General features: G+C 49.6%; 19 protein-coding genes and 1 tRNA gene. 3 read left to right on the top strand and 17 right to left on the bottom strand.

The features are described from left to right. Nucleotides 1-213: 213 nt before the first annotated feature. Complete coding sequence (gpmI, locus tag DXD65_RS09345) at nucleotides 214-1,728, top strand: 2,3-bisphosphoglycerate-independent phosphoglycerate mutase (protein ID WP_117887575.1); 1,515 nt, start codon at nucleotides 214-216, stop codon at nucleotides 1,726-1,728. Between the two features lie 112 nt (nucleotides 1,729-1,840). Continuing rightward, nucleotides 1,841-2,422 (top strand): DUF3109 family protein, encoded by a 582-nt coding sequence (locus DXD65_RS09340; protein WP_008662683.1) that lies wholly within the window; start codon nucleotides 1,841-1,843, stop codon nucleotides 2,420-2,422. Nucleotides 2,423-2,551: 129 nt separating this feature from the next. Here DXD65_RS09340 and gyrB read toward each other — a convergent pair whose 3' ends face one another. The 3 genes from gyrB to DXD65_RS09325 all read right to left on the bottom strand — a co-directional run bounded on the left by gyrB (nucleotide 2,552) and on the right by DXD65_RS09325 (nucleotide 5,085). Next, entirely contained in the window at nucleotides 2,552-4,513 is a 1,962-nt protein-coding gene (gene gyrB, locus DXD65_RS09335) for a DNA topoisomerase (ATP-hydrolyzing) subunit B (RefSeq protein ID WP_005830422.1), read from the bottom strand. Nucleotides 4,514-4,718: 205 nt separating this feature from the next. Continuing rightward, nucleotides 4,719-4,973, bottom strand: a complete 255-nt coding sequence (rpsT, locus tag DXD65_RS09330) for a 30S ribosomal protein S20 (RefSeq protein ID WP_005830420.1) — start codon at nucleotides 4,971-4,973, stop codon at nucleotides 4,719-4,721. A 40-nt stretch (nucleotides 4,974-5,013) separates the two neighbouring features. Further along, nucleotides 5,014-5,085, bottom strand: a tRNA-Glu gene (locus DXD65_RS09325). A 287-nt stretch (nucleotides 5,086-5,372) separates the two neighbouring features. Here DXD65_RS09325 and recO point away from each other — a divergent pair. Further along, on the top strand, nucleotides 5,373-6,101 hold the full coding sequence (gene recO, locus DXD65_RS09320; protein WP_005830412.1) for a DNA repair protein RecO: 729 nt from the start codon (nucleotides 5,373-5,375) through the stop codon (nucleotides 6,099-6,101). Nucleotides 6,102-6,438: 337 nt separating this feature from the next. On the opposite strand, the gene DXD65_RS09315 is transcribed toward recO, so the two are convergent. The 14 genes from DXD65_RS09315 to mraZ all read right to left on the bottom strand — a co-directional run bounded on the left by DXD65_RS09315 (nucleotide 6,439) and on the right by mraZ (nucleotide 23,074). Next, complete coding sequence (locus tag DXD65_RS09315) at nucleotides 6,439-6,888, bottom strand: GatB/YqeY domain-containing protein (RefSeq protein ID WP_005830410.1); 450 nt, start codon at nucleotides 6,886-6,888, stop codon at nucleotides 6,439-6,441. 69 nt (nucleotides 6,889-6,957) lie between these two features. After that, nucleotides 6,958-8,271 (bottom strand): cell division protein FtsZ, encoded by a 1,314-nt coding sequence (gene ftsZ, locus DXD65_RS09310; RefSeq protein WP_009037694.1) that lies wholly within the window; start codon nucleotides 8,269-8,271, stop codon nucleotides 6,958-6,960. Between the two features lie 33 nt (nucleotides 8,272-8,304). Beyond that, the gene (gene ftsA / locus DXD65_RS09305) at nucleotides 8,305-9,738 is read right to left on the bottom strand and encodes a cell division protein FtsA (protein ID WP_005834548.1); all 1,434 of its coding nucleotides are present in this window, start codon (nucleotides 9,736-9,738) and stop codon (nucleotides 8,305-8,307) included. Nucleotides 9,739-9,821: 83 nt separating this feature from the next. Further along, complete coding sequence (locus tag DXD65_RS09300; protein WP_009037695.1) at nucleotides 9,822-10,559, bottom strand: cell division protein FtsQ/DivIB; 738 nt, start codon at nucleotides 10,557-10,559, stop codon at nucleotides 9,822-9,824. Beyond that, nucleotides 10,552-11,997 (bottom strand): UDP-N-acetylmuramate--L-alanine ligase, encoded by a 1,446-nt coding sequence (gene murC, locus DXD65_RS09295; RefSeq protein WP_229094599.1) that lies wholly within the window; start codon nucleotides 11,995-11,997, stop codon nucleotides 10,552-10,554. Before murC ends, DXD65_RS09300 begins: the two co-directional genes overlap by 8 nt. A gap of 69 nt (nucleotides 11,998-12,066) precedes the next feature. Next, nucleotides 12,067-13,290, bottom strand: coding sequence for an undecaprenyldiphospho-muramoylpentapeptide beta-N-acetylglucosaminyltransferase (gene murG / locus DXD65_RS09290; RefSeq protein ID WP_117878562.1), 1,224 nt, complete (start codon nucleotides 13,288-13,290; stop codon nucleotides 12,067-12,069). A gap of 99 nt (nucleotides 13,291-13,389) precedes the next feature. Next, nucleotides 13,390-14,706 (bottom strand): FtsW/RodA/SpoVE family cell cycle protein, encoded by a 1,317-nt coding sequence (locus tag DXD65_RS09285; RefSeq protein WP_005834555.1) that lies wholly within the window; start codon nucleotides 14,704-14,706, stop codon nucleotides 13,390-13,392. Nucleotides 14,707-14,773: 67 nt separating this feature from the next. Beyond that, nucleotides 14,774-16,108: a UDP-N-acetylmuramoyl-L-alanine--D-glutamate ligase gene (murD, locus tag DXD65_RS09280; RefSeq protein WP_117887574.1), complete on the bottom strand. Its 1,335-nt coding sequence runs from the start codon at nucleotides 16,106-16,108 to the stop codon at nucleotides 14,774-14,776. An 87-nt stretch (nucleotides 16,109-16,195) separates the two neighbouring features. Further along, nucleotides 16,196-17,464, bottom strand: coding sequence for a phospho-N-acetylmuramoyl-pentapeptide-transferase (gene mraY / locus DXD65_RS09275; protein WP_117887573.1), 1,269 nt, complete (start codon nucleotides 17,462-17,464; stop codon nucleotides 16,196-16,198). 122 nt (nucleotides 17,465-17,586) lie between these two features. Beyond that, the gene (locus DXD65_RS09270; RefSeq protein ID WP_009037699.1) at nucleotides 17,587-19,035 is read right to left on the bottom strand and encodes a UDP-N-acetylmuramoyl-L-alanyl-D-glutamate--2,6-diaminopimelate ligase; all 1,449 of its coding nucleotides are present in this window, start codon (nucleotides 19,033-19,035) and stop codon (nucleotides 17,587-17,589) included. 45 nt (nucleotides 19,036-19,080) lie between these two features. Further along, nucleotides 19,081-21,219 carry a penicillin-binding protein gene (locus tag DXD65_RS09265; protein WP_005830388.1) on the bottom strand — a complete coding sequence of 713 codons (2,139 nt, stop codon included), beginning with the start codon at nucleotides 21,217-21,219 and terminating at the stop codon, nucleotides 19,081-19,083. A gap of 87 nt (nucleotides 21,220-21,306) precedes the next feature. Continuing rightward, complete coding sequence (locus tag DXD65_RS09260) at nucleotides 21,307-21,657, bottom strand: FtsL-like putative cell division protein (RefSeq protein ID WP_005830386.1); 351 nt, start codon at nucleotides 21,655-21,657, stop codon at nucleotides 21,307-21,309. A 9-nt stretch (nucleotides 21,658-21,666) separates the two neighbouring features. Beyond that, nucleotides 21,667-22,587, bottom strand: a complete 921-nt coding sequence (rsmH, locus tag DXD65_RS09255; RefSeq protein ID WP_117887578.1) for a 16S rRNA (cytosine(1402)-N(4))-methyltransferase RsmH — start codon at nucleotides 22,585-22,587, stop codon at nucleotides 21,667-21,669. 10 nt (nucleotides 22,588-22,597) lie between these two features. Continuing rightward, nucleotides 22,598-23,074: a division/cell wall cluster transcriptional repressor MraZ gene (gene mraZ / locus DXD65_RS09250; RefSeq protein ID WP_005834563.1), complete on the bottom strand. Its 477-nt coding sequence runs from the start codon at nucleotides 23,072-23,074 to the stop codon at nucleotides 22,598-22,600. Nucleotides 23,075-23,120 lie beyond the last annotated feature (46 nt).

Raw genomic sequence — 23,120 nt, 5'->3', positions numbered from 1 at the left:
TTATTGGTGAATACTATTGCACGTTCGTGGGTTTGAATCGTCCATATTTCTTGTTTTTTTATTTTTTAAGCGTGGCAAAAGTACATAAATCATTTGAAACAGTACGCTTTAACGGCTGTTTTTTGTACCTTTGCAACGCAAAAAACAGGTTCCTACTATAAAAGAACGTTTGTATCATACAAAAAGATTATACAATTAAATTCGATTAATATTATGAGTAAGAAAGCCCTTTTAATGATTCTTGATGGCTGGGGCATCGGCGATCAAGGCAAAGATGATGTGATTTTCAATACACCTACTCCGTATTGGGACAGTCTGTTGGCAACTTATCCGCATTCCGAGCTTCAAGCAAGCGGTGAAAACGTTGGTTTGCCCGACGGACAGATGGGTAATTCTGAAGTAGGTCACCTCAATATCGGTGCCGGACGCATCGTTTACCAGGATTTGGTGAAGATTAACCGTGCTTGTGCCGATGGCAGCATTCTGAAGAACAAGGAAATTGTTTCTGCTTTCTCATATGCAAAGGAAAACGGCAAGAATATCCACTTTATGGGACTGACCAGCAACGGTGGCGTGCACAGCTCTTTTGACCATTTGTTCAAACTCTGCGATATTTCCAAGGAATACGGTATCGAGAATACCTTCATCCACTGTTTTATGGACGGTCGTGATACCGACCCGAAGAGTGGTAAAGGTTTCATTGAGCAGTTGACTGCTCATTGCGAGAAGTCTGCCGGCAAGATTGCTTCCATCGTGGGACGTTTCTATGCCATGGACCGCGACAAACGTTGGGAACGTGTGAAGGTTGCTTACGATTTGTTGGTAAACGGTGAAGGCAAGGTTACTACGGATATGGTCCAGGCTATGCAGGAGTCCTACGACGAAGGCGTTACGGATGAATTCATCAAGCCGATTGTGAACGGTGGCTTCGACGGTACCATCAAGGAAGGTGATGTTGTAATCTTCTTCAACTACCGCAACGACCGTGCCAAGGAATTGACCGTTGTCCTCACCCAGCAAGATATGCCCGAACAAGGCATGCAAACCATTCCGGGCCTGCAGTTCTACTGCATGACTCCGTATGATGCCAGCTTCAAGGGTGTACATATCCTTTTTGATAAGGAGAATGTACAGAACACATTGGGCGAATATCTTGCTGCCAATGGCAAGACCCAGCTGCACATTGCCGAAACAGAGAAGTATGCACACGTGACTTTCTTCTTCAACGGTGGCCGCGAGACTCCCTACGATGCTGAAGAGCGCATCCTGGTTCCTTCTCCGAAGGTTGCCACTTACGACTTGAAGCCTGAAATGAGTGCGTACGAGGTGAAGGACAAGTTGGTTGAAGCTATCAAGACCCAGAAGTTCGATTTCATCGTGGTGAACTACGCCAATGGTGATATGGTGGGACATACCGGTATCTACGAAGCTATCGAGAAGGCAGTGAAAGCCATCGACGAATGTGTGAAAGACACCGTTGAGGCTGCCAAGGCAAACGATTATGAAGTAATCATCATCGCCGACCACGGTAATGCCGACCATGCTCTGAATGAGGATGGTACTCCGAATACTGCCCACTCTCTGAACCCCGTTCCTTTCGTTTACGTTACTGCAAACAAGGACGCCAAGGTTGAGAACGGTGTATTGGCTGACGTAGCTCCTTCTATCCTGCATATCTTGGGTATGGAGCAGCCGGCCGAAATGACTGGTAAGGATTTGATTAAGTAAGGCGTCAAAGCCGTAACAATATTTAGACGCGGATTATACGGATTCCACGGATGCTCTTAAAGTTGAGTCTGTGCAATCCGGATAATCCGCGTCTTTTTTCAATAGAACGATTATGATACAGATTGGTGATGTTGTGGTTTCTTTCGATGTCTTGCGCGAGAAGTTCTTGTGTGACTTGGGTGCCTGCCAGGGGATTTGTTGCATTGAGGGCGATGCCGGTGCTCCCGTAGAGCTGGACGAGGTGGAGAAACTGGAAGAGGTGCTTCCGCTGATTTGGGACGAGCTTTCTCCCGAAGCCCGCACCGTGATAGAGGAGCAAGGTGTGGTCTATACCGATTGTGAAGGTGACCTGGTGACTTCTATTGTGAACAACAAGGATTGCGTCTTTACCTGCTATGATGATAAAGGCTGTTGTTATTGCGCCATCGAAAAGGCTTACCGTGAAGGTAGGACCAACTTCTACAAACCCATATCCTGTCATCTCTATCCGATAAGGGTGGGGAACTACGGACTCTATAAGGCAGTGAACTATCATCGTTGGGATGTCTGCAAAGCCGCTATGTTGTTGGGACAAAAGGAAAATCTGCCCGTGTACAAGTTCCTGAAAGAGCCGCTTATCCGTAAGTTTGGTGAGGACTGGTATGCAGAGTTGGAATTGGTAGTGGAAGAGATGAAGAAACAAGGAATCCTATAGTTCTTCTGTATGGAGACGGGTCTCTTCTTTGGAAGAGAAGAGGGATAAAGGAAAAGCCCCGGTCAGCAGGATTATCCTGCCCGTCCGGGGCTTCCTCGTTGTAAGATGTGAGGTTGGTTATTAAATTAATTAAGCGTCAATATTTGCATACGTTGCATTCTTTTCGATGAAATCGCGGCGCGGGCCCACGTCTTCGCCCATCAGCATGGAGAAGATATAGTCGGCTTCGGCCGCATTTTCAAGATGCACCTGCTTCAGCATGCGGTTTTCCGGATTCATGGTGGTTTCCCACAACTGTTCCGGGTTCATTTCACCCAAACCTTTGTAGCGTTGGGTGTGTACTGCGTTTTCCGAACCGCCGCCGTAAGTGTCGATGAACTTCTGGCGCTGCTGGTCTGTCCAGCAATACTCTTTCGCCTTGCCTTTGGTGCAAAGGTAAAGGGGAGGAGTGGCGATGTACAAGCAACCCTGCTGGATGACTTGTGGGAAGTAACGGAAGAAAAGCGTCATAATCAGCGTGTCGATGTGAGAACCATCGACGTCGGCATCGGTCATGATGATAATCTTCTTGTAACGCAACTTGTCAATGTTCGCTTCTTTGCTGTCTTCACCGTCCACGCCGAAACGGATGCCCAGCGCCTGGATGATATTGTTTACTTCGTCGCTCTCGAATGCCTTGTGCCACATGGCCTTTTCCACATTCAGAATCTTACCGCGAAGCGGCAGGATAGCTTGGAACGCACGGTTACGGCCTTGCTTTGCTGAACCGCCTGCCGAGTCACCCTCGACGAGGAACAATTCGCATTCTTCCGGGTCCTTGCTGGAGCAGTCGGCCAACTTACCGGGCATGCCACCGCCGGACATCGGCGATTTGCGTTGTACGGATTCGCGTGCCTTACGTGCGGCGATACGTGCCTGGGCGGCAAGAATCACCTTGTCTACAATCAGCTTGGCTTCCTTCGGGTGTTCCTCCAAGTAGTAGGTGAGGGCCTCGCCCACAGCCTGGTCTACGGCGCCCATCACTTCGTTGTTACCCAGCTTTGTCTTGGTCTGTCCTTCGAACTGAGGCTCTGCCACCTTGATGGAGATAACGGCAGTTAATCCTTCGCGGAAGTCGTCGCCTGCAATCTCTACCTTGGCTTTCTCCAGCATCTTGTTGTCTTCGGCGTATTTTTTCAACGTACGGGTCAGTGCACGGCGGAAACCTGCCAAGTGGGTACCCCCTTCAATGGTATTGATGTTGTTTACGTAAGAGTGTACATTTTCGTTATAAGAAGTGTTGTACATGATGGCTACTTCCACCGGTGTGCCTTGCTTCTCGGTGTTGATGTAGATTACATCGTTCATGAAGTGTTCGCGTGAGGAGTCCACGTAGCGCACAAATTCCTTCAGGCCTTCTTCCGAGTAGAAGATTTCCTTCTTGGCATTTCCCTCTTCGTCCTTTACGCGAAGGTCGGTCAGTGAAATCTTGATGCCTGCGTTCAGGTAAGCCAACTCGCGCATGCGGGTGGCAAGGATATCATAGTTGTAGACTGTTTCCGTAAAGATGGTATCGTCCGGCCAGAACTGCTGGCGTGTACCGGTAATGTCTGTTGTGCCCACTTCCTTGACGGAGTAGAGCGGATGTCCGCAGGAATATTCCTGCTGATAGATTTTTCCGTTACGGAAAACCTGGGTAGTCATGTGTGTAGACAAGGCGTTTACGCAAGATACACCTACACCATGCAGACCTCCCGATACCTTGTAGGAACCTTTGTCGAACTTACCTCCGGCATGCAGTACGGTCATTACAACTTCCAGTGCGGATTTCTTTTCCTTTTCGTGATAGTCTACCGGGATACCACGTCCGTTGTCTTGTACGGTGATGGAGTTGTCCTCGTTAATGGTGACTTCGATGTGGTCGCAATAGCCGGCAAGTGCCTCGTCGATGGAGTTGTCCACAACCTCGTACACCAGGTGGTGAAGTCCTTTGCTGCTAATGTCGCCAATATACATCGCGGGACGCTTTCTCACTGCTTCCAAACCTTCCAGTACCTGGATGTTTTCGGCAGAATAGCTCCCGTTATTGGAGTGAATCTGTTCTTCAGTCATAATCTTTTTTCCTTATTGTAATAACAGAGCAAATATAGTGAAAATCCTCGGGATATGGTGCTAAACAAACGGATAAATTCGGGTAGTTTACAGCTTTTTAGCACAGAAAAGAAACTTGTGTGGAAGCAGGTAAATAGAGAGGTATAAATGAGAAAGGCCGGACTAAAAAGTCCAGCCTTGTAATATCTTTTGTGTAACAGTCAACTTAAGCCAACTTGTTGATATAGATAGCCAATTTTGACTTCAGGTTGTTAGCCTTGTTCTTGTGGATTACATTAGTCTTAGCCAATTTATCCAACAGTTTTGTGATACCCGGATACATTGCTGTTGCTGCAGCTTTGTCTGTAGTAGCACGAAGCTTACGAACAGCGTTTCTCATGGTCTTGCCATAATATCTGTTGTGAAGTCTTCTTGTTTCTTCTTGTCTGATTCTCTTCAGTGATGATTTATGATTTGCCATCTCGACTAATCTTTTTTAATTCGTTTATTTTTTTATTTTGTAGCCCGTGGGGGAATCGAACCCCCCTTTCAAGAATGAAAATCTTGCGTCCTAACCGATAGACGAACGGGCCATCCTTTGGTGAGCGTTTCCGCTCTTGCAAAGAGCCTTTATTTCTCGTTTGCGGATGCAAAGGTAGAAACTATTTTTGAATTACCAAAACATTCGCAAGAAAAAAATATAGCTTTTTGTAGCTTTTTGTCCTAGGTTAGCGTCTTGTTTGTTGAAAATCAGTATAATACGTGCTTTTGCTTTTTACACTCCTTACCTTGTTTTTTTATTCTTCTCCTTTTGTTTCTCTTCTTTCGGGCTTTTTTTGTAGCTTTGTTATCAGATTGAAACCAGATAAAGAAATCGGGAATGTTACAGAAAACACTGGGAATTGTGCTGCATACCTTGAAATATAAGGATACATCTCTCATTGCAGACATCTATACGGAGGTGGCTGGCAGGGCTTCCTTCATGGTGTCCATACCCCGTTCGCGCAAGGCGGCGGTGAAGCCGGTACTCTTCCAGCCGCTGGCATTGGTGGAACTTGAAGCCGATTTCCGTCCTAATGCCACTATATATAAGGTGAAGGAGGCGAAGTCTCTTTATCCTTTCGCCACGCTTCCCTACGATCCCTACAAATCTGCCATCGCTTTGTTTCTTTCGGAATTCCTTTATCGCGCCGTCCGGGAGGAGGCAGAGAACCGTCCGCTGTTTGCTTATCTGTATCATTCCGTCATCTGGCTGGATGAATGCAGGGAGGGGTTTGCCAATTTCCATCTGGTCTTCCTGATGCGCCTTTCCCGTTTTCTCGGTTTGTATCCCAACCTGGAGGATTATCATGCCGGAGATTACTTCGATTTGCAGAATGCTTGTTTCACTCCCTTGCGTCCGCAGCTCCATTCCAATTACATCGCTCCCGAGGAGGCGGCCCGCCTGACACAGCTGATGCGCATGAATTATGAAACGATGCATCTTTTCACCATGAACCGGTTGGAGCGTACCCGCTGCCTGAACATTGTGAATGAATATTATCGTCTGCATCTGCCGGATTTCCCGGTATTGAAATCACTTGAGGTATTGAAGGAGCTTTTTGATTGATTATCGTCGATGTAACGGCCCAATAAGTGTGCGCTGCCTTTATTATAGGAGTAGGGAGTTTTACTTACTGCTGTAAGGGTCGTTACGATAAGCTGTAACGGTCGTTACAATATAGGGTAACGACCGTTTCAATATAGGGTAACCGTCGTTACATCATTAGGTAACGGCTTTTACATCTTATGGTAAACGGTCGGTAAATATAATGCGTTGATAGATAGCGTATAATCTCTTGTGGGGGAGGATATGGATTGGTATGTAAAAAGCCGTGTTCAACAGACTTTGGACGCTGAGTCCCTCTGTTGAAGCACGGCTTATATGATAGGGGAAGTGTATTTCTTTATCCCAGCAACTCTTTTACTTTGGCTGAGATGGCGCGGCCTTCGGCAAGTCCGGCAAGTTTCTTGCTGGCTACACCCATCACCTTGCCCATGTCCTTGCCGCTGGTGGCGCCGACTTCGGCTATGATTTCCTTCAAGGCTGCCTCCAGTTCTTCGGCGCTCATCTGCTTGGGCAGATAGGTTTCAAGCACCTTTACTTGTGCCAGCTCATCGTCTGCCAAGTCCTGGCGACCTTGCTGTACATAGATTTCAGCGGCGTCTTTGCCTTGCTTGGTCAGTTTTTGGATAATCTTCAAAGCATCTGCATCGCTCAGGGTATCGTTGGCTCCGGGAGCGGTTTTGGCTTCAAGGAATACTTTCTTTACGTTTCTCAATGTTTCGAGAGCCACTTTGTCTTTGGCTTTCATGGCTGTTTTAATGTCTTCGCTGACTTTTTCAAATAAATCCATATTGTTATAGGTTTACTCCTGTTCCCCCGAAGGGGAGGAGGATGGTTTTACATATCGGGAACGGAAAAATCAGAAGGTGATGACTCCCCCTGCACCGCCTTCTGCCTCTTGCGCGGCTTCGGTGGCGAGCTGCCCTTCCTGCTCTGCCTTCATCTTGATGCTGTTCAGCGTGCTTTTGTCACGCAGATAGGTCGGAGAATTCTCTACCATGCTGATGATGTCGGCGTTGTCCATGTCTTCGGGATTGAAGAGATAGATATGGCGACGGCGGCTGCGCTGGGAACGGGCATTGGCATCCTTGCCATAGTACACTTCGCGGCGGTTGCGTCTCTGTTCCTCTTCCTCCTCCAGCTCGGCAAGGCGTTGCTGTTCTTCGGCGGTGCGCTGGGTGATGCGGTCGTCCATCTCCTTCATGTGGATGTCCTGGATACCGAAACCGGTGGCAAGCAGGGTGATTTTCACTTTCTGTTCCAGCTTGTCGTCAATGGCCATACCGAATTTGGTTTCGAAGTCGCGGCTGAAACGGTTCATGAACTCCTTCACCTCGTCCATTTCGCTCATCATCAGCTTGTATTGTGCACTGTAAGAGATGTTGAGGAGTACTTTCTTGGAGTTGAAGATGTCGTTGTTGTTCAGCAACGGCGAGTGCTGCGCGTTCTTGATGGCTTCGCTGACACGGTTCTCACCTTCGCCGTAGCCGGTACTCATGATGGCTACGCCGCCGTCCTTCAGCACTGTTTTCACGTCGTTGAAGTCGAGGTTCACCTTTCCATGCAGGGTGATGATTTCGGCAATACTCTTGGCGGCTACCGAAAGGGTGTCGTCGGCCTTGTCAAACGCGTCGTCTACGGATAGCTCGCTGTATATCTCGCTCAGCTTTTCATTGTTGATGACCAGCAGGGCATCTACGTGCTTGCTGATTTCCTCTACGCCATCCAGTGCCTGGTCTATCTTCTTGTCGCCCTCCCAGCGGAAAGGGATGGTGACGATGCCGATGGTCAGGATGTCCATTTCCTTGGCGGTTTGTGCAATGATGGGTGCGGCACCCGTACCGGTACCACCGCCCATTCCGGCAGTGATGAATACCATCTTGGTGCCGTCGTTCAGCATATTCTTGATGTCTTCGATGCTCTCTTCTGCTGCCTTGCGGGCACGGGCAGGGCGGTTTCCGGCTCCCAGGCCTTCTTTCCCAAGCTGTAACTTCACGGGCACGGGAGAGTCCTTCAACGCTTGGTTGTCTGTGTTGCACAGTACGAACGTCACGTCGTGTATACCTTCCCGGTACATATGGTTCACGGCATTGCCGCCACCTCCGCCTACACCGATTACTTTAATGATTTTCGGTGAATCGGTCGGGAAATCGAATTGTACTATATCTTCCATAATAACTTAATTTTCTGGCACATTATCACATTATTACTTCATATCGTCGTCCGAGAAGATTTCGTTGGAAAGCTTGTTGAAAGTCTTTTCGAACCAGCTGGGGCCTTCTTTCTTTTTCTTCTTCTTTTCTTCCTTTTCGCGCAGCTCCCTTTCTTTGCGCTCACGCTCCTTGCGTTCTTTCTCTTCCTTCTCGCGCTGTGCCTTGGCGGCGCGTGCGGCGGCTTCCTGCTCTTTCAGCGCTTCGTCGTCAACGAATATGTCGACCGGTTTGGGAGGAACATTGGAGGCAGGCTGCTGTACCGGCTTCACCTCTTGCAGGCAGCAATTCTCGTTGCCGGCAGCCAGCAGGCCCAGCAGTGTGTTGTGCATGCCGTCCTTCTTGGGCTCGTCGCTGCGTGTGTGGACGGTGGTCTGTACGAACTTGGCGGTCTTTACCTTTTCAATCTTGCTCACTCTATGGAAGGCTTTCTCAAGATTCTTCAGATTGGCTCCTCCACCGGTGAATACAACACCGGAGAAAAGTTTGTCCTCGTAGCCGGAAAGTTGCAACTGGTTCCATACGTTGGCAAGAATTTCTTCTGCACGTGCTCCAATAATATTGTTCAGCAGGGCCAGTTCGAAGGTACGGCCGTCTTCCGACGTGCATACGGCAGGGGTCTCGGCGTCTTCTTCCTCCTCGTAGAGGGCATTACCGTATTGCAGTTTCAGCTTCTCGGCATCTTCCTCTTCCATTTGCAGGGAAGTGATGTCGTGGGTAATGTTGTTTCCACCCAGCGGCAGTACGCTGAGGTAGCGCAGGATATTGTTCTTATAGACCAGCACGGTGGTGGTGTCGGCACCGAAGTCCACCAGTGCACAGCCCGAACGCATCTCGTTTTCGGTCAGCACGGCTTTGGCCAACGCAGTGGGAGCCACGAGCAGGTCGTCGGCAATTTCCACTTTGGCTTGCTCGAAGCTGTGTTCGAGGTTCTTCTTCAGCGAGGCACGCGCTACGATGTTGAGGAACTGCCCGGTGATGTATCTTCCGGCAACTCCTACGGGCTCCACATGCAGCGTGTTGTCTATCTTGTATTCTTGCGGGGCTACATCCAGCACACTCATGTCTACCAAGGGTACATCACGGTTCTCGTCGCAAATCTCGTCTACCAGTTCTTGCGAAATGATGCTCTCTTCCTCCAGCGTACGGCTTACCGCATTCCTCACCGTGCGCAATGATTGTCCGCCGATGCCTACATATACTTTGGCGATGGAGTTGTTCAACTGGCCTTCCAGCTTGTTGATGATGGAAGTCAGCGCTTGTGCGGCCTTGTCAATGTTGTAGATGGCCCCTTTGTGTATAAACGGGGATGCATCTTCGCGTGCATAAGCCAACACCTGGATACTTCCGTCACTGCTCTTCTTTCCTGCGATACCGGAAATCTTGGAAGAACTCAACTCGATAGCGGCGATGAAATCTGTTGTTGCCATATCTATTTATTTACTATTTTACTATTTACAATTTACTATTTGCTGCGCTTTGATAAAGAAGGGCTATTAGTAAATCCCTTTCTCTACTCTCTCTTTGTGCAGATGATTTGATTATCAAATTCAACGCTGATACGGGAGTATTTGTTCCAACCCACCTGGTTCAATCCTCTTTCGTAGAATGCCTTTACACGTTTCAGCTTCTTCTCGAATCCGGCAATCTTGCCTAAATAGATAAGATGGTCGCCGACACGGGGCACTAACTCGATGTTCTTGCCGGGCAATACGTGAATTTGCTCTATCTGTGCATTCCAAAAAGAATTCTTTTGCAAAAATACACCAAACTTATATAAATCCCTCATGGCAAACGACTTTTCTACATTTCCGGTTACAACGGCGAGGTGTGCAACGCACTTTGCATCGGGGGGCATCACGATACCTTTGTTGTCCAGATAGTAGTTTTCGCCGTTGGCGCTCATCACGCGCAGGATGGGGATGCGCTGGGTCACTTCGATGCAGAGCTTGCCGCTCGGGGTCTTGTAGCACTCCACCTGGTCGATGAGGGGATGCTTGGCAAGTTCGCGCTCCAAGGTCTTGGTGCGCACGCGTTCCAGGTCTTTCCCAACGGGGCTGATACCTTTCTTTTCCAGCAGGGTAGCTACTTCCTTCTTCGTGATGAAGCCGGCATATACCGTGTCTTTTATCACCAGTTCCACGTCTTGGCACACCTGCGAGGTGGGCTTGCGGTTGAAAGCTGTGACAGCCACTACCAGGTAAGCAATGACAAGCAACAGAACGATAGAAAGTAGAATCCTTTTAACCATGATATTTTTCTGATAATAGTTGGGTGATTTGGGGCGCATAGTTGTCCAGGTCTCCGGCTCCCAGCACTACCAATACTTCGGTGTGCTTTTGGGCGAGGAGGCTGAGGACGTCTTCTTTCCTACAGATGCATTTCTCGATGCCGGGGCGGAGGTTGTCATAAATCAGCTGACTCGTCACGCCGGGAATCGGTTGCTCGCGGGCAGGGTATATCTCTGTCAGAATCACCTCGTCGGATAGGGAAAGGCTGTCTGCAAAGTCACGATAGAAGTCGCGAGTACGGGTGTACAAGTGGGGCTGGAAGATGACGGTTATCTTCTTGTCTTGGTACAACTCGCGGACGGACTTCACGCTTTGGGCTATTTCGGCAGGGTGGTGGGCGTAATCGCTGAGGAATACAATCCGGTCGTTCTTCAGCTTGAAGTCGAAGCGGCGGTCCACTCCGCGGAAGCTTGCCATGCCTTGCTTGATTTCTTCGTCGGTGGCACCGCTGAGATGGGCGAGTGCCATGGCGGCAACACCATTCTCGATGTTGATACTGACGGGAACCCCCAACTGAATATCGTTGATGCGGGTGTCAGGCGCCACGAAGTCGATGAAGATTTCACCGTTTCCGATGCGGATATTCTCGGCATGGAAGTCGCCTTCGTTGCGCGAGTAGGTATAGGTGGTGACGCCCGGTTGTACGTCGGCTTGCATTTCCAGTCCTTTGTGCAGAATCAGGGCGCCGCCCGGCTGGATAAGCGTGGTGTAGTGGCGGAAGCTTTCGAGATAGGCTTCTTTGGTGCCGTATATATCCAGGTGGTCGGGGTCGGTGGCAGTAATGACACTCATCCAGGGCGATAGCCAGTGGAAGGAGCGGTCGAACTCATCCGCTTCGATAACGGTATAAGGGCTGGTGGCGGAAAGCAGCAGATTCGTACCGTAGTTCTTCGAAATGCCTCCGAGGAAGGCGGTGCAGCCCACGTGTGACTGGTGCAGCAGGTGGGCAGCCATGGTGCTGGTGGTAGTCTTGCCATGCGTACCTGCCACGCACAGGCCTTTACTGCTGCGGGTGATGATGCCCAATACTTGGGAGCGCTTATGTATGTTGAAGCCGTTTTCACGGAAATAGGTCAGTTCTGCATGCCCTTGCGGCACGGCGGGGGTATAGACCACGAGCGTGCTTGCCTTGTCTTTGCACTCCTCCGGAATAAGGTCGATATCCTCTTCGTAGTGTATCTGTGCTCCTTCCGTAATCAGACGTTCTGTCAGTTCGCTCGACGTACGGTCGTAGCCCGCTACTGTCTTTCCTTTAGAGAGGAAATAGCGTATCAGAGCGCTCATGCCGATGCCGCCGGCACCGACGAAATAAACGGAGTGGATGGCTTCAAGCCTCACCCCCTGCCCCTCCCCCGTAGGGAGGGGAGATGAGTTACTATTGCTTATATTTTTATTCATATTCAAATTTTTTCTTCAAACTCTTCTTCCAAAAGTATGATATTATAAAAAGAACGATAGCAGTACTATCTATTCCCCCCTCCCTACGGGGGAGGGACAAGGGGAGAGGCTCTTCAATACCTCCTTCGCAATAATTGTCGCCGAGTCCGGCAACGCTAGCTTGGCGATATTCTTGCTCAAGTCTTGCAGCTTCTCGGGGTTAGCGATTGTCTCCAACGCCACCGGCAGCAGCTTCTCTTTCGCTTCCACATCCTTCACATAGATAGCTGCATCCTTATCCACCAGCGCCAGCGCATTCTTGGTCTGATGGTCTTCGGCCACATTGGGTGAGGGAACCAGGATGACCGGCTTGTGCAGCAGGCAGAACTCGGAGATGGAACCGGCTCCGGCACGTGAAATCACCAGATCGGCAGCGGCATAGGCGTTTGCCATATCCTTAATGAAGTCCGTCACATACAGATTCGGAATGGCACTGATATGCGGGTTACGTACGGCTTCTCCCGTAGTGGCTGTAATGGCTTCTCTGACTTGGTCAATGTATATCTTGCCAGTCTGCCAGATAAACTGTACGTCGGGGTGGGTACGAATGATATCCAGGCCGGCAGTCAATGTCTGGTTGATGGTGCGGGCTCCCAGGCTGCCGCCCAGAATGAGGATAGTCTTCTTTTCCGGGTTCAATCCGAAGTACTTTACGGCGTCTGCGTGCAGGATGGAATGTCCGAGCAGGTTCTGGCGCACCGGATTACCTGTCATGATTATCTTTTCTGCCGGGAAGAATTTTTCCATACCTTCGTAGGCCACGCAAATCTTGCATGCCTTCTGTGCCAGCAGCTTGTTGGTGACACCGGCGTAGGAATTCTGTTCTTGTATCAGCGTGGGAATACCCATCATGCCCGCCATTTTCAGCGTAGGACCACTGGCATAGCCACCTACACCGACGGCTACTTGCGGGCGGAACTCCTTGATGATGCTCCGTGCTTTCCACTGGCTTCGTATCAGTTTCAGCAGTACGGAGAAGTTCTTCCACAGATGTTTACGGTCGAATCCGGCAACGGGTAAGCCTATAATCCGGTAACCGGCATCTGGAACACGCTGCATTTCCATTCTTCCTTCGGCACCTACGAAGAGAATCTCCGCGTCGGGACACAACTCTTTTATGGCGTTAGCGATGGAGATGGCCGGAAAGATATGTCCTCCGGTACCGCCGCCGCTGATGATAAGCCTCACCCCCTTCCCCGTAGGGAGAGGGGTAGAGTTACTTTGGGTTGTATAGTTGTTCGCCTCTTTACTCATATTCTTGTTCTTTTTTATTTTTGTATTATTGGCATGCTCTCCATTACTCAATTATTCTTTTCTCCCCTCCCTACGGGGGAGGGGTTGGGGGAGAGGCTGTTATTCAAACTCCGCATCACTGTTCAGTACCTTTGCTGTCGGCTCGGCGGCTGTCTGTGCTTCGCTATCGGCCGGTTGTTCCGGGTTCTCGGCATTTCCGGCATCTATCAGCATCGGCACTTGCGCATCATGCATCCGCTGTTCCTCCAGCTTGGCTGTATAGCGGCTGACACTCAGTATCATGCCGATGTAGGCACAGTTGATGAAAGTGGATGTACCACCCTTGCTGATGAGTGGAAGCGGTTGTCCCGTGACGGGTGCCAGACCTACGGCAACCATCATGTTGAACAGCGCCTGCGTGACGAGCAGCAAGGCTATTCCGGTAATGAGGAAAGCGGGGAAAGTGCGGTCGCATTTTTTGGCGATACGGCCCACTCGCACCAATAGGCAGACATAAAGGAACACAACGACTATTCCGCCTACCAGTCCCAGTTCCTCGATGATGATGGCATAGATGAAATCGGAGAATGCCTGGCTCAGAAAGTCACGCTGTACGGAGTTTCCCGGACCCTTGCCTACAACGTTGCTCGTAGCTACGGCAATACGGGCATGTGCCACTTGCCCGTCGCCGTCGATGTCGAATTTGGCGGCAGGAACTTCCTCCTTGTTGGTAAAGTCTGCAATACGGGATTTTACAGTGGTGAAGCGGTGCCCCATCGGTATATTTTCCAATGTCTTGTCTGGCGTGGCCAGCAGGAAGGCGACAAAGACTGTTACGAATGCCACAATCCCTCCTCCCAGTATCAGCAGTTTCCTGGCAGATACCCGCCCGATGAACATCATCAGGTAGACCGTTCCGAAGAGCAGCATTCCCGTCGAGTAGTTTTCCGGCAGGATAAGGCCACAGACAATGCAGGTAATAATCATGATGCGCTTAAAGGCTTTCGGACTTGCACCGTCTTCATCCTGCCCTTTCGAGAGGATAAAGGCGGTAACGATGACGACGGCCATCTTCGCTATTTCCGACGGCTGGAACTGAATACCCATGAAGGTCATCCAGCGGGCTGCGCCGTTTACGCGGTCGCCGGTAATGAATCCCATCAGCATCACAAAAGCCAGCAGTCCGATGGATATCGGAAGCAGGAATACCGGGAACACCTGAAACCATTTATAGGGGATGTTGTGTACCAGTACTACAATGACGGCGCCTACCATCAGGAGGATGCTGTGTTGCGTAATCGGTCCCCAATGGTCGCCACTCTTGTAGGTCAGCGTACTGGCAGCACTGAATACCTCTGTGATGGAGATGAGGCAAAGGAAAAGGAAAATAATCCAAATCACTTTATCGCCTTTGAATATGCTCTTTAATAAATCCAATGCTTCGCAAATTAAAAATTAATAATTAAAGAATTACAAGTTGACGGTCTCATACGGCACTTGTCTTTTATAGTGCTCTGACACATGCTTTGAACTGCTCGCCGCGGTCCTCATAGCTCTTGAAGAGGTCGAAGGAGGCACAGCAAGGGCTGAGCAACACGGTTTCACCTCTCTTTGCCAGTTTGAAGGCTGCTTCTACGGCATCCTGCATGCCGGTCTGCACGTCGGCTACGGGCAGTCCCAGACGGTCGAAGAAGGCGTGCAGCTTTTCGTTGTGCAATCCCAAATAGACCAGGGCAGAGCACTTTTCGCGTACGAGGTCTTCGATTTCCGTGTAATCGTTTCCTTTGTCCTTACCGCCGAGGATAAGTACGGTTTTGCCGGTCATGCTTTGCAGGGCATACCAGCAGGAGTTTACGTTCGTAGCCTTGGAATCGTTGATGAAGCTCACGCCGCGTACGGTGGCTACTTTCTCCAACCGGTGTTCCACTCCCTTGAAGTCGGATAAGGCTTTGCGGATATATTCTTTCCGGATGCCGGCCAAATTGGCCGAGATGCCGGCGGCTAACGAATTGTATAGGTTGTGTGTGCCGTGCAGCGCCAGCTCCTCTTGCTCCATATTGAAGGCTATCGGTTCGTTGATTTCCACTTCACCGTCTTCCACGTATGCGATGGCCCCGTCTTCCTTCACGGCAGCGAACGGGTAGAGATGGGCGCGCAGGCCATGCTTGTCCAGCTCGCGCTTGATGATGGGGTCGTCGTTCCAGAAGATAAAAGCGTCTTCCGGTGTCTGGTTTTGGGTGATGCGGAATTTGGCGTCCACATATTTCTGCATACAGTGGTCGTAACGGTCCAAGTGGTCTGGTGTGATGTTCATCAGTACGGCAATGTTGGCACGGAAGTTATACATATTGTCCAGCTGGAAGGAACTCAGCTCAATGACGTAGTAATCATGCTGCTCCGTGGCTACCTGCAAGGCCAGGCTGTTGCCGATGTTGCCGGCGAGGCCGACGTTCAGGCCTGCACTCTTGAAGATGTGATAAATGAGCGAGGTGGTTGTAGTCTTTCCGTTCGAGCCGGTGATACAGACCATCTTTGCGTCAGTGTACCGTCCCGCAAACTCTATCTCAGAGATGATGGGCGTACCTTTTTCCTTTAATTTCATAATGAGCGGAGCGTCGTTGGGAATACCGGGGCTTTTCACTACTTCGTCAGCATTCAGAATCAGCTCTTCTGTGTGGTGTCCCTCTTCCCAGGCAATGCCGTATTTATCCAGCAGTTCCTTGTATTTGTCTTTGATGGCGGACATGTCGGAGACGAACGTGTCGAATCCTTTCACTTTGGCCAGTACGGCAGCGCCTGCGCCGCTTTCGCCAGCTCCTAATACTACAATTCTCATAATGTACTAATATGATTAATGTGCCAATGTGCTAATGAGCTGCGCTGTCGTGCCGCATGGCAATTAGCACATTGGCATATTGAATAATTATTATCTAATCTTTAATGTTATAATCGTTATCGCTGCCAATACAATCGTCACAATCCAGAAGCGGATGGTGATTTTGGATTCGTGGAACAGCTTGTCCGGTTTGGTGAATACTACGCTGCATCCCGGCTCTATCAGGCTCATGGAAGTGCGGAAGTGGTCGTGTATCGGTGTTCTTTTGAAGAGACGTTGTTTCACGCCTTTCCGCTTGCCTGCCTTGTAATAGAGGCGTTGCAGGATGACCGAAAGGTTCTCCACCAGGAAGATACCGCAAAGGATGGGTATCAGCAGTTCCTTGTGAATAATGATGGCGTATACTGCGATGATTCCTCCAATGGTCAGACTGCCCGTATCGCCCATGAATACCTGGGCCGGATAGGCATTGTACCACAAGAAGCCGATAAGTGCACCGATGAAGGCACAGATAAAGATTACCAGTTCTTCCGAGCCGGGAATGTACATGATATTCAGGTAGCCGGCATATTCAATGTGGCTCGATACGTAGGCGAGTATTCCCAAGGTCAGTCCGATAATGGCAGAGTTCCCTGCCGCCATTCCGTCCATTCCGTCATTCAGGTTGGCTCCGTTGCTGACGGCGGTAACTACGAAAATCGTGATAATCACAAACAGTATCCAACCTGCTGTCTGGGCATGTTCACCTATGAAGCCCACTAGGTCGGCATAGTCGAAGTTGTTGCTCTTGAAGAATGGGATGGTGGTCTGTGTTGCCTTGATTTCCTTGGCGGCATGCACCACTTCTATCTGTCCGTCCGGTTTCTCTATTTCTATGTTCTCGCGGATAACCACCTGCGGACTGAGGTAGAGAGTCAGTCCGACGATAAGTCCCAAGCCTACCTGACCGATGATTTTGAACTTACCGTGCAGGCCTTCCTTGTCCTTCTTGAATATCTTGATGTAGTCGTCGGCAAAGCCCAGCGACCCCAGCCAGATTGTGGTAATCAGCATCAATATCATATAAATATTGCTCAATTTGCCCAGTAGTAGGCAAGGAATGAGTATGGCAAAAATAATGATGACACCGCCCATGCTGGGTACTCCCACCTTGTTTACGCCGAACGGGTCGATGCTGGCATCACGTTGCGTTTCAGTAATCTGCTTGCGTTTCAGTAGATTGATGAACTTATCTCCCCAGATACTCGAAATGAGCAATGCCAGAATGATTGCCATCAACGAACGGAAGGATGTATAGCCAAACATGCCCGCACCGGGGAAGTCATATTTGTCTAACCATTGAAATAAATAGTATAACATGATGTTAATTATTTAATTGTTTAATGTGCTAATGTGCCAATATGCTAATTGATAGTCTGGTATATCTGCTGGTAAAGGAATGAATATCCTACATGACGCATGGCAATTAGCACATTAGCATATCAGCACATTATTTCATTTAATATCTCTTTGTCGTCAAAATGGTGTTTCACGCCTTTAATCTCCTGATAATTCTCATGCCCCTTGCCTGCAACGAGAATCACGTCTCCCGGCTGTGCCAGCATGCAGGCTGTCTTGATGGCTTCGCGGCGGTCGGTGATGCTGATGGTTTTCTGCATGTCGTCTTTATCCAGTCCCGCCAGCATGTCGTTGATGATGTCCTGCGGCTCTTCAAAGCGCGGGTTATCGGAGGTGATGATGACCCGGTCGCTCAAGCGGGCGGATTCTTTGGCCATGATGGGACGCTTGCCTTTGTCGCGGTTGCCGCCGGCGCCCACAACGGTAATCACTTTCCCTTTTCCTTCCAGCACTCCGTGAATGGCGTTCAATACATTGACCAGGGCGTCTGGAGTATGCGCATAGTCCACAATGGCGGTGTAGCCTTTCGGTGAACGGATGGCATCGAAGCGGCCGGTTACCGGATGCAGCGTGCTGAGGGCAACCAGTACATCCTCTTCTTTCTTGCCAAGCAATACGGCAGTACCGAATACCGCCAGCAGGTTGTAGGCATTGAACTTTCCGATGAAACGTACTGCCAGTTCGTGATTGTTGAAGTCGAGCAACATTCCCTCGAAATGAGACTCCAAGACTTTGCCTTTGAAGTCGCTAAGACTACGCAAAGAGTAGGTGTATACCTTCGAACGGGTATTCTGCGTCATCACAAGTCCGTTCTTGTCATCCAGGTTGGTCAGGCTGAAAGCTCCTTTTGGCAGTTCGTCGAAGAACTTTTTCTTGGCTTTGAGGTAGTTCTCCACCGTTTTATGATAATCCAGATGGTCGCGGGTCAGATTAGTGAAAATACCGCCGGCAAACTTCAGACCGCTGATGCGCTTCTGGGCAATGGAATGGGAACTGACTTCCATGAAGGCATACTTGCAGCCGGAATCTGCCATTTCTCCGAGCAGGCGGTTCAGGGTTATCGGGTCCGGGGTGGTGTGTTCGGTCGGTACGGGCAGGTCGTCGATGTAATTGCATACAGTGGAAACCAGTCCGACCTTGTAGCCGAAATAGCGGAAAGTATTATATAATAAGGTGGCAACGGTTGTTTTTCCGTTGGTTCCGGTCACGCCGATGAGTTCCATCTTGGATGTAGGGTCGCCATAGAAAGTGGTAGCCACTTTCCCTACGGCATCTTCACTGTCTTTCACCTGAATGTAGGTGATGCCGGCCTTAAGCTCTTCCGGCAATTCTTCACACAATACTGCAACAGCCCCTTTATCGATGGCAGCCGGAATGTAGGCATGCCCGTCGGTCTGCGTACCACGCATGGCCATGAACAGATGTCCGGTTCCTATCAGGCGGGAATCTATATTCACCCCCGTTATCTCCATGCTTGTACTTCCGGTAATCCGGACCGGCTGTATTGTTTGCAACAAATCACTTAATCTCATACCTTATTATATATAGTGTATATCCAAATCTTGTTTATTCTCATGTTAACGTAGTGTCAGGGCTATGGTTTGTCCTTTCACTATCCGGCTACCGCTTGCTATGGACTGGTTCCTCACCCGTCCTACGCCGTTTAGCCTTACTTTCAGTCCTTTACTCTCTAAAAGGTAGACAGCATCTTTCGCTCCCATACCTACCACGCTGGGCACGGTGCCCGAGGCCGGTTCCTGGTCTTGCAGGATGACTGCCGACGGAGCTGCTTGTGTATGCCCCCACTGTTCCTTTTTCTTTTGTCCGGCGAACTGTTTCTGAACGGGCACTTTCAAATCATTCAGTACAAGGAGTGCTTCGTTCATCTCTCCGGCTTTCACGGGAGGAATCACATTGGTGGTACTGTCTATGGCACTGCGTATGTCAAAACGCAGGTCTTTGGCATAAACTCTTTCTGCTATTTTCCCAAAGACACTACCTGCCATCAGACCGCCTGAAGCTGGTAACCCAGGCTTCTGAATGGAAACGATGCAACTGTATTTGGGTGCTTCCGAGGGGAAATATCCGCAGAAACTTACAAGGTAATTCACCCGTCCCGACTTATATCCGGCGGCTCCTTGTGAAATCTGTGCCGTACCCGTCTTGCCCGATACGGAGAATTGCTTGCTGCCGGCGGGTTTTGCCAGACCTTGCGATACCACTTTCCGAAGGATTTCGCGGATCTGTGTCAGGGTATGGTCGGAACATATCTTGGGATTGATTACTTCCGTAGGATATTCTTTCACTACCTCACCGTCCTTTACCGCTGCTTTCACAAACTTGGGGCGTACCATGACCCCGTTGTTGGCTATGGCATTGTAGAAGGTCAGTATGTTCATAGGAGGTACCTGAGTCTCGTAGCCGATACTCATCCACGGCAAAGTCGTTTTGGCAAAATAACGCTCTTTGGGTCCTTTGATGTTGGGCTTCCCTTCACCGGGTATTTGCAGATGAAGCGGCTGGTCGATGCTCATGCGCTTCAAACCGTCCACGAACTTCTGCGGATTATCCTTGTAGTGCTTGTCGATGAGGTAGGAGACGCCCACATTGGAAGAAACTTCCAGAATACGTGTCACATCTATCTTTCCATAACCTCCCCGGTGCCAGTTGTGGTCTCTCATCTTGCTGCCGTACATATTCATAATACCGTTGCCCGTGTCTACCTCGGTATCCGGGGTTATCTTGCCATCTTCCAGTGCCACCATAATGGAGGCTGTCTTGAAGGTGGAGCCCGGTTCCAACATATCGCTGATGGCATTACTGTTCATTTCGTAGTAATTGCCGTCTCCGGCTTTCATCATGTTGACAATGGCCTTTACTTCTCCGGTAGCCACTTCCATCAGTACGGCTACCCCGACATTGGCATTGATTTCCTTCAACTTGTCTACCAGGGCTTTTTCGCAGATGTCCTGCATGCCTACGTCGAGGGTGGATATGATGTCACAACCGTCTACCGGGGGAAGGTCTACGATATTCAGGTATTTATTCATCACCTTCTGACGGTGGGTAATACCGTTCCGTCCTTTCAGCAGGGTGTCGAAGGCCAGTTCAATGCCGTTACGGGCTCCCATGGCTGTATCGGCATAGAGACGGCCCAGGGTTTGGGCTGCCAAAGAACCGAACGGCTTTTTACGCTGGTTGTATATCTGTTCGTGGAACCCGCCTCTGTACTTGTTCATCTTGAATACGGGTAACCGCTTGGCTTCCTTATACTGAATGTAAGAGATGCGCCGGTTGCGGTTGGGAAGAATGTTGTAGTTCCGGCTCTTCATCTCCCGCCCCTTGCGCAGATGGCTTTTGAAGGTGGCGGCACTGATGTCCGGAAAAATCTGATGAAGCCCGATACAGATGGAATCGAAATTGGCTTTCCAGATAGAATCCTTGCGCTGCTGGTCCTTTTTGCGGCGCTTCTCGTCCCTTTCGCCGGACATGAAGTCCATATATATTTTATATTCCGGCAGCGAACTTGCCATCAGTTTGCCATCCGAGGACAGGATATTTCCCCGGTTGGGCTTCACCGTTACATTCTCTTTTACGAAGCGGTCGGCTACATCGTGCCAGTACTGTCGCTCGGCAAACATAATCATGGCGCCTTTCACAACAATAGCTATCCCCACCAACCCCATGAGTAGGACGACGAAGAAGTAACGGGTCATTATGTTTTTTTTATTTACAGCCAATGTTATTTACGATTTAACGATTTACGATGTACTATTGAAATTACTTTAATCCTCAATTCTCCATTATTTTAGTAAGTACGGTGGATTAGTGGAAGTCTGCAAATCGCTTTCTTTGGTGGCGATGTATTCCTCGATGCGCGATTGGCGGCTCCGCTCCATCAATTCCGAACTGCGTGTCAGGGCATCGTACTTGATGTCTATCAGCTCTTTTTTAAGATTGTCTATCTCTATCAGTTGCAGTTGGCATTCGTAACGGTTGTTGATGTAAATAATGATAAGCACCATGATAAGGAACAACAATCCGGCTTGGCGGCGGAAGAAGTCTGTGGCCAGAATGTCGCCTCCGATGATGTTCTTCAGTGAGGTGCGTTTTTTCACCTTTTCCGTATTCTTTTCTTCTTGCTTCTTTTCCATTGCTAGTCACTAATCATTCATTACTCTTTCTGCAATTCTCAGCTTGGCGCTGCGCGAACGCGGATTGCGCTCTATCTCTTCCTCGTCCGGTACAATCACTTTGTTGTTGACTAGCCGGAACGGGGTCAATACGTTCCCGAAAAAATCTTTTTCGGCCTTGCCTTCCACGTTGCCGGTTTTCATGATATTCTTCACCATACGGTCTTCCAGGGAGTGATAGGTTATCACCACCAGGCGGCCTCCCGGCTTTAGCGCTTCTGTTGCCGCATACAGCATTTCTTTCAGTGCTTCCATTTCCTGGTTTACCTCAATGCGCAATGCTTGGAATACTTTTGCCAGTTCTTTCTTCTCGCGTTCGCGGCCGAAGAGTGGCTTGACGATTTCCAGAAATTCGCCGATGGTGGCAATTTTCTGCGTAGCCCGTGCCTTAACGATGACAGATGCCAGTTTCCGGCTGTTCTTCAGTTCGCCGTACAGATAAAAAATATCGGCCAGCTTTTCTTCTTCGTAGGTATTCACGATGTCGGCAGCGGTCAGGCCGGCACGCTTGTTCATACGCATATCCAGTGCCCCGTCGAAGCGGAAGGAGAATCCCCGTTCGCTGTCATCAAAGTGATGGGAAGATACGCCGAGGTCGGCAAGTATGGCATCCACTTTTTCGATGCCGTGATAGCGTAGGAAGTTGTGCAGGTAGCGGAAGTTGCTGCGTACGAATGTAAAATGCGGGTTGTTCACAATGTTACGTTCCGCATCCTCGTCCTGGTCGAAGCTCAGCAGTCGGCCGCCGTCTTCCAGGCGGGACAGTATCTCGCGCGAATGTCCTCCTCCACCAAACGTTACGTCTACATACGTGCCGTCCGGACGGATGTTCATTGCATCTACGCTCGGCATCAGCAATACGGGGATGTGATATGTTGTTTCTTCTTTCATCATCTGTTGTTTATAGCTTATTTTCGTCACAACAAATATTTTCGTCTCCCAGCAGTTCTTCAAGAGCCTCGCTGAACTCGTCGGGGTTCATGAATGGTTGGTCGGCACGTTCCTTAGCCCAGATTTCTATTGTGTTGTCCACACCAATGAAGCGGACATCACTTTGTATACCCGCCATTTGCAGGTAACGTTTTGGGAGCAGGATGCGTCCGTTCCCGTCAGGGGTCATGACTTCCGCGTCACTTACGAACTGGCGGAAAATCATTTGTTGTTTGGCGTTCCATTTATTCAGCCGGCAGCGAAGTTGGTTTTGAGTGGCAAACCATACACTTTCCGGGTAGAGCACCAGGCAATCCTGATACACGTCCTTACGCAACACGAGTCTTTCTTCAGAAGCGGCTTGCAGCTGTTTCCGGAAGGTGGCCGGGATGAAAACTCTTCCTTTTGCATCCGCCTTAGCCTCGATATTACCTAAAAATTGTATCATTTCTCACCTTATTATAATAAGCGACGGTAAAAATACACATTTCCCC

It is taken from the genome of Bacteroides sp. 4_1_36 (assembly GCF_003466325.1).
Taxonomy (GTDB): domain Bacteria; phylum Bacteroidota; class Bacteroidia; order Bacteroidales; family Bacteroidaceae; genus Bacteroides; species Bacteroides uniformis.
Note: the sequence above shows the minus strand (reverse complement) of the source record. Positions and strands in the feature narration are given on the sequence as shown.